We start from the raw sequence: 12,830 nt of genomic DNA on the forward strand, positions 1-12,830 counted from the left end.
GAAAAACGGAAAGGGGTATTGACCTTAAATATTGTTTCAGGTTTAACTTTAATATCAAAATTGGTGTCTATGGTATTACCTTAAAACCATGGAATGCCATACCTTTACCCTTTCATTAGCCACTATATGAGTAAGGAAAAACAAAGAAGAGAGGCGTTACTTTATCACGCCAAACCGCAACCAGGAAAGATAAAGATAGTACCAACCAAACCGTATTCAACACAAAGAGACTTGGCATTGGCCTACTCTCCCGGGGTGGCAGAACCCTGTCTGGAGATTGAAAAGAACAAGGACGATGTCTACAAATACACGGCCAAAGGAAACATTGTGGCCGTTATTTCAAATGGTACAGCTGTTTTGGGTCTAGGTAATATTGGACCAGAAGCTTCAAAACCCGTAATGGAAGGAAAAAGTCTGCTCTTCAAGATTTTTGCAGATATTGATGGGATTGATATTGAATTGGACACCGAGGACGTGGAAAAATTCATTGAAACTGTCAAAACCATTGCACCTACGTTTGGGGGAATCAATTTGGAAGATATCAAAGCTCCGGAAGCATTTGAAATTGAACGCCGTCTAAAGGAAGAATTGGATATTCCCGTAATGCACGATGACCAGCACGGAACCGCCATTATTTCGGCAGCAGCTTTGCTGAACGCTTTGGAATTGACCGATCAAAAGATTGATGAGGTCAAAATAGTGGTAAGTGGAGCCGGAGCCGCCGCGGTTTCCTGTACAAAACTCTACAAGGCCTTTGGTGCCAAAGCGGAGAACATTGTAATGTTGGACAGTAAGGGTGTCATCCGCAGTGATCGGGAGAATTTGAGTGAGGAGAAAAAGGAGTTTGCAACGGATCGGAAAATAGATACGCTGGAAGAAGCCATGAAAGATGCCGATGTGTTCATCGGGCTTTCCATTGCTGATGTGGTAACCCCAGAAATGCTCAATTCCATGGCAGAGGATCCCATTGTATTCGCAATGGCCAATCCGAACCCAGAAATAGCCTATGATTTGGCCTTGGCCACCCGTAAGGATGTGATTATGGCCACCGGACGTTCCGACCATCCGAACCAAGTGAACAACGTACTTGGTTTTCCCTTCATTTTTAGGGGAGCATTGGATGTTAGGGCGACCAAAATCAATGAGGAAATGAAGATGGCCGCGGTGCGCGCGTTGGCCGATTTGACCCGGGAATCCGTTCCGGAACAGGTGAACATCGCTTATGATACCACGCGACTGACTTTTGGAAAAGAATACATCATCCCCAAACCATTTGACCCACGCTTGATTACTACCATTCCACCTGCTGTAGCCAAAGCGGCTATGGACAGTGGTGTGGCCAAATATCCAATTCAGGATTGGGACAAATACGAAGAAGAATTGTACCAGAGGTCTGGCAATGACAATAAGGTGGTCCGATTGATGCACAACAGAGCCAAGTTAAATCCAAAACGAATTGTTTTTGCTGAAGCTGAATTGTTGGATGTGCTCAAAGCGGCCCAAATTGCCCATGATGAAGGTATTGCCATACCCATCCTTTTGGGACACAAGGAAACCATTGAAAATTTGAAGCAGGAACTTGACTTTGATGCTGAGGTGCCGATTATTGATCCTAGGTCGGATGAGGCCAGCGCCATGCGGACAAAGTATGCTTTAAAATTGTGGGAGAATAGAAAGCGAAAAGGGGAGACCAAATACAGTGCGCGTGTCAACATGGGCAAGCGAAACTATTTTGGTGCCATGATGCTTCAAGAAGGTGATGCCGATGGAATGATTTCTGGATATTCAAGGTCGTATCCAAGGGTTTTAAAACCTGTTTTTGAAGTATTGGGCCGGGCAAAGGGTGTAAAGAATGCATCTACTGTAAACATCATGATTACGGAAAGAGGACCGCTCTTTTTGGCTGATACCTCAATCAATATTGATCCCAACGCAGAGGATTTGGCAGAAATAGCCAAAATGACCGCCAATGTGGCCAAAACTTTTGGTTTTGACCCGGTTATGGCCATGTTGTCCTATGCTAATTTTGGGTCGTCAAGTCACCCGCATGCCAGCAAAGTAAGGGAGGCCGTTCGTATTTTGCATGAAACCAATCCTGATTTGGTAGTGGACGGGGAGATTCAGACTGATTTTGCCCTAAGTCAGGAATTGTGCAACAACAATTTTCCGTTTTCTAAGATTTCGGGTAAAAAAGTCAATACATTGATTTTCCCAAATTTGGAATCCGCGAACATTACCTATAAATTGCTGAAAGGATTGAACAAGGCCGACTCCATTGGTCCAATCATGGTAGGTTTACCAAGGGCTGCACACATTATCCAATTGGGTGCCAGTGTAGATGAAATGGTGAATATGACCGCAGTGGCCGTAATTGATGCCCAAGAAAGGGAAAAGCGGAGAAAGGCCAGAATGGAGGAATCCTAATACCAATACAAAAAGTAACCTTAGGTTCGAGTAATGATCAACCATTTAAGAGGAAAATTAGTAGAAAAGAATCCCACCTATGTCATTGTGGAATGCAATGGGGTGGGATACTTTTTGAATATTTCCTTGCATACCTTTTCCTTGCTCAGGGATGAAGAAAATATTCATTTGTACACCCATCTTTTGGTCAAGGAAGACTCCCACACCCTTTTTGGTTTTGCAGAGCGATCAGAACGGGAAATCTTTCGATTATTGATATCCGTTTCAGGGGTTGGTTCCAGCACTGCAAGGACCATGTTATCCTCACTTTCGCCCACCGAAGTTAGGGATGCCATTGCCAATGAAAATGTACCTTCCATTCAGGCAATCAAGGGGATAGGGGCCAAGACGGCCCAACGTGTAATCTTGGATCTGAAAGACAAGATTTTGAAAGTCTACGATATGGGAGAAGTTTCCCTTCAATCAAACAATACAAGTAAAGAAGAAGCGTTATCTGCTTTAGAGGTTCTTGGTTTCACAAGAAGACAATCTGAAAAGGTGGTTGACAAAGTGCTTTCCCAAGACCCTTCACTTAGCGTTGAGAATACTATTAAACAGGCGCTGAAAAATTTGTAACTAGTTTGAAAAGAGGGGCAAAACCAATGCTTAAACCATCGAGTTTTAAGTACATTTTCTTGTTTACTTGTTTTTTGACCGTGACCACAATGATGGGTCAGGATACCAATGAGCGGGCACAAGATTCTGTACAGACGGGCGCATCGCTTGGACGCTTGATATTGGAGAACCCTGATACCATCATTGCCAAGTATACCTACGACCCCGAGACAAATCAATATATCTACACAGAGAGTGTTGGGGATTTTAATGTAAGTTACCCCCTCATCCTTACGCCAGAACAATATTATGATTTGGTGCAAAAGGAGGAGATGAAATCCTACTTCAAGCAGAAAATTGATGCCTTCACAGGTCGAAAAGAAGGAAGTGAGGAAGCCCGAAAAAATCTATTGCCCAATTTTTATGTGAACAGTAACTTTTTTGAATCCATTTTTGGTGGAAATACTATTGAAGTGATTCCCCAAGGTTCTGTTGCCATGGATTTGGGGGTGTTGTGGCAGAAAAATGATAACCCTGCCCTGTCACCAAGAAACCGGACCAATCTTTCTTTCGATTTTGACCAGCGTATCAGTTTAAGCTTGTTGGGTAAAGTGGGGGAACGACTTCAAGTGACCGCAAACTACGATACAGAAGCCACTTTTGATTTCCAAAACTTGGTCAAACTGGAATATACCCCAACAGAGGACGATATTCTCCGTAAAATTGAGATTGGTAACGTCAACATGCCTTTGAACAGCTCTTTGATTACAGGGGCTCAAAGTCTTTTTGGGGTAAAAACACAACTGCAATTCGGGAAGACGACCGTTACCGCGGTTTTTTCAGAGCAACGTTCCCAAAACAATACGGTTGTGGCCCAAGGAGGAGGAACGTTGAACGAATTTGCACTTACCGCTTTGGAGTATGATGAGGACAAACACTTTTTCTTGGCGCAATATTTTAGGGACCATTATGATGAAGCGTTACAAAACTATCCCTTTATCAGGAGTCAAATTCAAATTACCCGTTTAGAGGTTTGGGTGACCAACCGAAACCAACAGACCTTGAATGTTCGGAACGTGGTGGCCATCCAGGATTTGGGTGAAGCCTTATCAGAGAAAACTCGAATCGGAAGAAATAATGGAGACCCAGCGGGGTTTTTTAACCCTGCCGCAATTACTACAGGACTTCCCCAAAACGCTGCGAACGATTATAACCCCAATGAAATTGGCTCTGGCGCATTGACCCAATCCATACGTGATATTGCCACCGTAGAAGCTGGATTCAACATTCCAGGATATCAGGTGAACCAAGGTTTCGACTATGCCATCTTGGAAAACGCCCGAAAACTGGAACCGACCCGTGACTACCAATTTGATTCCCAATTGGGTTACATTTCCTTGAACCAACGATTGAGCAACGACGAAGTTTTAGGGGTTGCCTTTCAGTATACCTACAACGGACAAGTGTACCAAGTGGGTGAATTTGCCAACGGGGGTGTCGATGCCACGACGGTTTCAGGCGGTGTAAATCCCATCATTGAGAACAATACCCTCATCCTTAAATTATTGAAGAGTAACATCACCAATGTGGAAGACCCCATCTGGGATTTGATGATGAAAAACATCTACGCCACAGGAGCTTTTCAGTTGAGTGAGGAAGATTTTAAATTGAACATTCTCTATTCAGACCCCACACCGCGAAATTATATTACCCCGGTAGACCCCAATGCGGGATGGCCGGATGGATTGGAAGACCGCATTTTGATCAATGTGTTCAATCTGGACCGTCTTAATGTGTACAATGATATTCAGCCTGGCGGGGATGGATTTTTTGATTATGTGCCGGGAATTACCGTGGACCCAACATCGGGCCGAATCATCTTTACCAAGGTGGAACCTTTTGGGGAGTACTTGTTCAACCAATTGGGTGGCGGTGTTTATGATGTGGAGAACGACCAAGGTTATAACGCAAACCAGCAGCGATATGTGTTCCGTAACATGTATGCTAAAACCAAGGCTGCTTCGCTACAGGATGCTGAGAAGAACCGTTTTCAAATAAAAGGTCGTTATAAATCGCAGGGGAACAACGGAATTCCTATCGGAGCCTTTAATGTGCCGCGAGGTTCGGTTCGGGTAACGGCCGGAGGGCGACAGCTTCAAGAAGGAATTGACTATACGGTGAACTATCAGGCGGGGACCGTTCAGATTTTGGACCCAAGTTTGGCAGCTTCCAATACGCCCATCAATATTTCGGTGGAAAATAATGCGGTTTTCGGTCAACAGACTCGAAGGTTTACCGGAATCAATGTGGAGCATCAATTCAATAAAAACTTTGTGTTGGGTGGAACTCTCCTCAATTTGAATGAACGCCCACTGACCCAAAAATCGAACTACGGAATTGAGCCTGTCAACAATACTATTTTTGGTTTGAATGGAAACTTCAGTACGGAGCTTCCATTTTTGACCCGTTTGGCCAATAAATTACCGAATATTGATACCGATGTGCCTTCCAACCTATCACTTCGGGGAGAAGTGGCGGTTTTGAAGCCTAATTCTCCCAAAAATGCAGATTTCCAAGGGGAGACCACAACTTATTTGGATGATTTTGAAGGAGCTCAAGCCTTGATTGATATTCGATCATCATTGGGTTGGACCTTGGCAAGTCCACCAGTTGAATTCTTGCAGGACCGCACTGGTATCGATGTGGGGCATGAAAGGGCAAAAATGGCATGGTATACCATCGACCCTATTTTTTACACCAATCAGAGACCCTCCGGGATGTCCGATAGTGATATTTCATTGAATACGACCCGAAGGGTATTTATTGATGAGGTGTTTACCGAGACTGATATTGCCCAGGGGCAGACACAGGTGCAGAGTACCTTGGATATTGTGTACTATCCTAACCAAAAAGGACCCTACAACGCCAACCCTAGTTTTGAGACTGAAACTCCTGAAGCAAAATGGGCGGGGATTATGCGTCCGTTGAGCAGTACCAACTTTGAACAATCCAATGTGGAGTTTGTTCAATTTTGGGTATTGGACCCTTATGTTGACGGTCAGACAACTGATGCCAATGCAGGGGAACTGGTGCTGAATTTGGGGAACATTTCCGAAGATATTCTAAGGGATGGTCGCAAACAATACGAAAATGGATTGCCGGCAAGTACTAATAATGAAGTGCCAAGACCTACAATTTGGGGGCAGGTACCTTCCACTCAATCCTTGGTCTATGCTTTTGATGCCGACGAGACCAACCGAGTATTACAGGATGTTGGTTTGGATGGATTGGATGATGCCGCCGAGCAGGCCATTTATAATGGACCTTCGGAAGACCCTGCTTTGGATAACTATCGTTACTACCTGAACAGAGAGGGTAGTATTTTGGAGCGATACCTGGATTTCAACAACACACAGGGGAACTCGCCCGTAGCAGTGACCAACACAAACCGGGGGTCGACCACCTTGCCCGATGTGGAAGATATTGACCGTGATCTAACCATGAACACGGTGAACAGTTATTATGAATATCGCATTCAGATTAAGCCAAACACCACCATCAACGATCAATATGTAACGGATATCCGCGAGGGATTGACTCCATCACTTCCCAACGGTACCCAACTGAACCGAAGATGGATTCAGTATAAAATTCCATTGAGTGATTTTACGGATGCTGTGGGTGGAATAGCGGATTTTAGGTCCATTAGCTTTATGCGGATGTACCTCACCGGATTCTCGGATGATGTGGTGCTTCGTTTTGCCACCTTGGATTTGGTTCGTGGCGATTGGCGTACCTACGCAAGGTCATTACAGCCCGATGTGGACAATGATCCTTCGGATGATGGCACTGTGACCGATGTGAACACCGTCAATATTGAAGAGAACTTTGGCCGCCAACCTATACCTTATGTATTGCCTCCAGGAGTTGTTCGGGAGCAGTTGAACAATAACAACACCATTATCCGCCAAAATGAGCAGTCGTTGTCTTTTGTGGTGGAGAATTTGGAGTCGGAAGATTCACGAGGTGTTTTTAAAAATGTAAATATTGATGTGCGGCAGTATGAACGGATAAAAATGTTCATGCATGCCGAAAAAATATTGAATGGAGATTATGCAGACGATGATACGCCATTGGTTGGTTTCCTTAGAATTGGTACTGACTTTTCGGAAAACTTTTACCAGATAGAACTACCGCTTCAGTTTACACCTTTCAATGTTACCTCTGCGGACCAGATATGGCCAGATGTCAACCAAATTGATATCGCTTTGGATGATTTAAATAAAGTGAAATCAAGAGGTATTGCCGAACAGACCCTGAACCAAGTCAATTATTATGAAGTGGTGGATGGCGAAGTTATTCCCGTGGATGAATTTGCGCCAAGAGCCTTGGGACGGGTACGTATTGGGATTCGAGGTAATCCATCTTTGGGAAGTATTCGGGGGATGATGGTTGGTATCAAAAACATAGATGATTTGCCCGCCCGTGGTGAGGTTTGGTTCAATGAACTTCGTTTAGCCGGATTGGATAACAATGGGGGATGGGCTGCAATTGCTGCCATGGACGCCAACATGGCTGATTTTGCCAATGTATCGGCTACTGGAAGCAAGAGTACTTCTGGATTTGGTTCCATAGACCAGATGCCCAATGAACGTTCTAGGGAAGACGCCATTTCGTATGATGTAGTCACCAATGTGAACGTAGGCCAATTGTTTCCGAAGAAATGGAATCTTCAGTTACCGTTCAACTACGGAATTTCAGAAACCTTGATCACTCCAGAGTTCGACCCTGTGTACGATGACCTTAAATTGGAAGATCGTATTTCTGCAGCTGAAACTCCTGAAGATGCCGAGGCCATTCAAAAGCAGGCCGAAGATTATACCAAGCGTACCAGCATCAACCTAATCGGGGTTCGAAAAAATAGAGGGGAAGAGGCTGAGGCCAACTTCTTTGATGTAGAAAATTTCACCTTCAATTATTCCTATAATGAAACCAACCATAGGGATTTTGAAATTGCTGACCTTCGGGATCAAAATGTGAACACCGGTTTTGTGTACAACCACAACTTTAAACCTGCACCCGTGGCCCCTTTCGCCAAGAAAGATTCATTGTTTACAAGCAGATACTGGCAGTGGTTGAAGGATTTGAATTTTAATGCACTGCCCACAAGTCTGTCTGTGAATGCAAATTATCTCCGTTCCTTCAATCAACAACGGTTTAGGGATGTGTTGGAACCTGGGGTGGATGCTTTGCAATTACCACTTTTGCAGCAGCGTAATTATTTGTTCAATTGGCAGTACACCTTAAATTATAGCCTCAGTAAATCCTTGCGATTGAACCTGACGGGCTCCAATAATAATATTGTTCGGAATTATTTCAATATGGATGATGACCCTGATTCGGGGATTGACCAAACCTTGGATTTGTGGGATGGTTTCTTTGACGTTGGTGAGCCGAACCGGCATGCTCAACAAATGCAGTTGAACTACGAATTGCCGTTCAGTAAGTTTCCATTTTTGAATTTTATCAACGCGCAATATACCTACACCAGTAACTTTGATTGGCAACGGGGAGGTGATGCCTTGGCCGAGGTGGTGCAAGAGGCATTGAATGATCCAAATGCGCAAATCAATACCGTTCAGAATGCCAGTACCCATAACATTACGGCCAATTTGAGCATGCAACGTCTTTACGATTATTTGGGATTGAAGAAAAAAGATGGTAAAGTTCTGGCAAACCAAGCTCCGGTGCGCAGGGACAAAGCTGGGAATCCGGCTTCGGATGCCGATTCCAATGTGCCCAAAAAGACTAGCAAAGGTTTTAATACCTTGGTGGATATGCTGACCATGGTAAAAAGGGTCAATGTGAATTACAGCGAGAACCGAGGTAAGGTGTTGCCAGGTTACACCCAATCCATCGGATTTATCGGCACAACGCGTCCAACCTTGGGATTTGTATTCGGTAGTCAGGCTGATGTGCGTTTTGAGGCGGCTCGAAATGGGTGGTTGACGACATTTCCTGAGTTCAACTCGCAATACATGGAGAACTCAACCAAGCAATTGAACATCACTGCCACTGCACAACCCACTCAGGATATTACCATTGACTTGACGGCAGACCGCCAAATGACCAATAGCTATCAAGAAAACTTTAGGGTTAATGAAGTAGGTGGCGGACAGTTGGAATACGAAACCTTGCTGGGCAATATGTTCGGAAACTTCAGTATTTCCACCATTATGATCGGTACCATTTTCAGCAAGAGCGATGAATTCAATTCCGAAACTTTTGAAACCTTCAAGCAAAATAGGATAACTGTGGCCAACCGATTGGTTTCAGACCGAGGTGAAAATCCTGGTACTTTGGATGAGGATGGATTTCCAGAGCGCTACGGAAAAACGCAACAAGAAGTATTGCTTCCGGCTTTCTTTGCAGCCTACACCGGTCAAGATGTGAATCGGGTGAATTTGGATGCCTTTAGGCAAATCCCCATTCCAAACTGGAACATCAAGTACACCGGTTTGATGAAGAACAAATGGTTCCGAAAGAAATTCAAGCGTTTTTCATTGAGTCATGGCTATCGTGCCGCATATAGCATAAATTCCTTTCAGACCAACCTGGAGCGTCAGAATACGGCCTTCGACCAAGAAAATGGAGACCGTCTTCCAGAGAACATTATTAATAATGTGGTGTTGACGGACCAATTCAATCCATTGATGCGGGTCGATTTTGAGATGACCAACTCCTTCAGTTTCTTGGCTGAGGTGCGAACAGACAGAACCCTTTCATTGAGTTTTGATAACAACTTGCTTACAGAAATCAATGGAAAGGAGTATACGCTTGGATTGGGATATCGTTTCAAGGATGTAAAGTTTGTGACCAATATTGGGGGTGAAAAAACACGCTTAAAAGGAGACTTGAACCTTAAGGCGGATTTATCCCTACGGGATAATATCACCATCATCCGTAACTTGGATATCGACAACAACCAGATTACTTCAGGCCAAAAATTGATGTCCGTGAAATTCACGGCAGATTACGCGTTGAGCAAAAGTTTGAACGCACTTTTCTTCTACGATCATTCCTTCTCTAAATTTGCGGTCTCCACAGCATTTCCACAAACCACAATCAACACTGGTTTTACCCTTCGGTACAACTTCGGGAATTAATAAGAAGTGATTTGGTTTTTCTCCCAATTTAATTGGAAAGTTTGTTTGAAAACCAAACCGCAATCCGTTACATTTGTCCATCGACTAATTTCAAACTTTGACAAATGAACATACCATCTGAACTAAAGTACACCAAGGACCACGAATGGGTCAAAATAGACGGTGACATTGCAACCGTAGGAATCACAGATTTTGCCCAAGGAGAGTTGGGTGATATTGTTTATGTGGAAGTGGAAACCTTGGATGAGACCTTGGACAGGGAAGAGGTTTTTGGAACTGTGGAAGCGGTGAAGACCGTTTCTGACCTTTTTTTGCCACTCAGTGGAGAAATTATCGAGTTCAACGAAAGCTTGGAGGATGAACCAGAGAAAGTAAATACCGATCCTTATGGAGAAGGTTGGATGATCAAGATAAAATTCAGTGATGCTTCAGAGGTGGATGATTTAATGAGCGACGCAGATTACAAAGCATTGATAGGTGCGTAAACGGTATCTCTATACCTTATTATTTATAAGCTGGGTGATGTTCATAACAACACTCAGCTTATTTTCTTTGTCCGATTTGGACTTGGATACCGGTACTTTGAACATACCCTTTGCGGACAAAATCACCCATTTCGTGTTTTATACGGTCTTTGCATTTTTAGGATGCATGTTTGTTCGGGAACGTACCCAGGGCCATTGGACATTGAGAAAAACAACAAAATATATTTTGCTGGCGGCCATTGGCTATGGCATACTTATTGAGGCTTTACAATACACACTTACGGTGGATCGAATGGCCGAATTTGGCGATGTTTTGGCAAATTCATTAGGGGCATTTGTAGGAATTGGCCTAGTTAGATGGCTTTTTTCTAAGGGAAGGCCGTTAAAATGGAAATTTTAATTGCTTATTTAACTAATTAATAATTAAATTAGCGAACACTAAATTCAAAAAGATGGAACCAAAGAAGAATCCAAAAGCTGATGTAGGAAGAAACAGTTCGCTCTATTTTGTGGTAGGGCTTGCTGCTGTTTTGGCATTGGTGTATGGAGCCATGGAATGGAAAAAATATGATAAGGCGAATGATTACGACATTGCCTTGAACGTTGAGGATCAATTGGACGAGGAAGTTCCAATGACTGAACAAATTAAAACACCACCACCACCACCACCGCCAGCTGCGCCTGAGGTAATTGAGGTTGTTGAAGATGAAGAGGAGGTTGAAGAAACTGTAATCGAATCTACCGAGACCAGCCAAGAAGAAGAGGTTGTTGAAATCGAAGAGGTAGTGGTAGAAGAAGTTGAAGAAGATATCTCAGTTCCATTTGCTGTTATTGAAGACGTGCCTGTTTTCCCTGGCTGCGAAGGAGCCAGCGATAAAAAAGCTTGTTTTCAAGAAATGATGCAGAAGCATATTCGTAAAAACTTCCAATATCCTGAAATCGCTCAAGAAATGGGGGTTCAAGGTAGGGTGAACGTGATTTTCGTTATCCAAAAGGACGGAAGTATCGGAAACATTAGAATGCGTGGACCAGATAAGAACTTGGAAGCTGAGGCATTACGTATTATTCAAAAATTGCCTAAAATGACTCCAGGAAAGCAGAGAGGTAGAGCTGTAAAAGTACCTTTCAGTATTCCAATTACATTTAAGCTTCAGTAAAATATAAATTGTTCCTGTTGAGGCGGGAATGGAAAAAGCCCTGATGGAAATGTCAGGGCTTTTTTTGTTACTCCACTATGGTTTTGAGGTCAGACTATTATAAACCGTTTCCCGCATGCGCTCTGGATTTATATAGCCCGTTCCGTAATCCGCATCATATTTGGAGGTAAGGGATGAATTACTTTTAACCTCTTCCAAGGATTTTCCAGCCGTCACTTCTTTTTGAATGGTCTCCTTGATGTCTTCCAAGACTTTTACATAAGTTTCCAGTTCAACTTTGTTGGATGGTCTCCCGTGTCCGGGGATTATTTTGGTGTCCCCATCAATAACCATCAAGGCTTTTTTGTGCGCCGCAATGTAACCATCAATGCTTCCACCACTGTTTAAATCGATATAAGGATAGCGTCCGGCAAAATAGGTGTCGCCCATGTGCAACACATTTTCATTTACAAAATAGATCATGGTGTCGCCATCCGTATGGGCGTTGTGCATATGAAAGGCCATTACAGTTTCGTCACCATCATGGAAAGTAAGGTCTTCCGAAAAAGTGATTTCCGGTAAGGTATTTTCATATTCTTCTTGGGTGATTTCATTCGCTTTTAGCTTCTCTTCACCGCTCAATTTAAGACGCTTCCGAACATTGTCTTGCGCCACCAAAACGGTTTCATTGGTATTAAAATTGACATTTCCACCTGTATGATCACCATGCATGTGGGTGTTCACCAAATAAGTGATGGGTTTGCTGGTCAATGTGGAGATGGCCGCTTTTATTTTCTCACTGATCGGGGCAAATTGGTCATCGACCATAAAAACCTGGTTTTGGCCAAGGTAAATTCCAATATTTCCCCCATTTCCGGTCAACATAAAGGTTTTTCTGGAAAGGGTATCAATAGTGATGGTGACTTCTTCATTTTGGGCATGTGCCGTTAAAACTGGCCATAAGAGCAGAAAACTTAGGATGTAGCGCATAATTTTTAACTGTTGTGGTTGATGTAATTAAGGTA

7 protein-coding genes are annotated in these 12,830 nt (G+C 43.5%); 6 read left to right on the forward strand and 1 reads right to left on the reverse strand.

Features of this window, described 5'->3' with window-relative positions:
• Positions 1–126 precede the first annotated feature (126 nt).
• The 6 genes from ACFSJE_RS13595 to ACFSJE_RS13620 all read left to right on the forward strand — a co-directional run bounded on the left by ACFSJE_RS13595 (position 127) and on the right by ACFSJE_RS13620 (position 11,826).
• The gene (locus ACFSJE_RS13595) at positions 127–2,424 is read left to right on the forward strand and encodes an NADP-dependent malic enzyme (protein WP_379831512.1); all 2,298 of its coding nucleotides are present in this window, start codon (positions 127–129) and stop codon (positions 2,422–2,424) included.
• A gap of 33 nt (positions 2,425–2,457) precedes the next feature.
• On the forward strand, positions 2,458–3,039 hold the full coding sequence (gene ruvA / locus ACFSJE_RS13600) for a Holliday junction branch migration protein RuvA (RefSeq protein WP_379831513.1): 582 nt from the start codon (positions 2,458–2,460) through the stop codon (positions 3,037–3,039).
• A 5-nt stretch (positions 3,040–3,044) separates the two neighbouring features.
• On the forward strand, positions 3,045–10,184 hold the full coding sequence (sov, locus tag ACFSJE_RS13605) for a T9SS outer membrane translocon Sov/SprA (protein ID WP_379831514.1): 7,140 nt from the start codon (positions 3,045–3,047) through the stop codon (positions 10,182–10,184).
• 104 nt (positions 10,185–10,288) lie between these two features.
• Positions 10,289–10,669, forward strand: coding sequence for a glycine cleavage system protein GcvH (gene gcvH, locus ACFSJE_RS13610; RefSeq protein ID WP_379831515.1), 381 nt, complete (start codon positions 10,289–10,291; stop codon positions 10,667–10,669).
• Positions 10,662–11,069: a VanZ family protein gene (locus ACFSJE_RS13615; RefSeq protein ID WP_379831516.1), complete on the forward strand. Its 408-nt coding sequence runs from the start codon at positions 10,662–10,664 to the stop codon at positions 11,067–11,069. The genes gcvH and ACFSJE_RS13615 overlap by 8 nt, the downstream gene beginning before the upstream one ends.
• A gap of 52 nt (positions 11,070–11,121) precedes the next feature.
• On the forward strand, positions 11,122–11,826 hold the full coding sequence (locus tag ACFSJE_RS13620) for an energy transducer TonB (protein ID WP_379831517.1): 705 nt from the start codon (positions 11,122–11,124) through the stop codon (positions 11,824–11,826).
• Between the two features lie 75 nt (positions 11,827–11,901).
• On the opposite strand, the gene ACFSJE_RS13625 is transcribed toward ACFSJE_RS13620, so the two are convergent.
• Complete coding sequence (locus ACFSJE_RS13625; protein ID WP_379831518.1) at positions 11,902–12,795, reverse strand: MBL fold metallo-hydrolase; 894 nt, start codon at positions 12,793–12,795, stop codon at positions 11,902–11,904.
• Positions 12,796–12,830 lie beyond the last annotated feature (35 nt).

Origin of the sequence: Flagellimonas iocasae, from assembly GCF_042682725.1 — a bacterium.
Lineage (GTDB): Bacteria > Bacteroidota > Bacteroidia > Flavobacteriales > Flavobacteriaceae > Flagellimonas > Flagellimonas iocasae.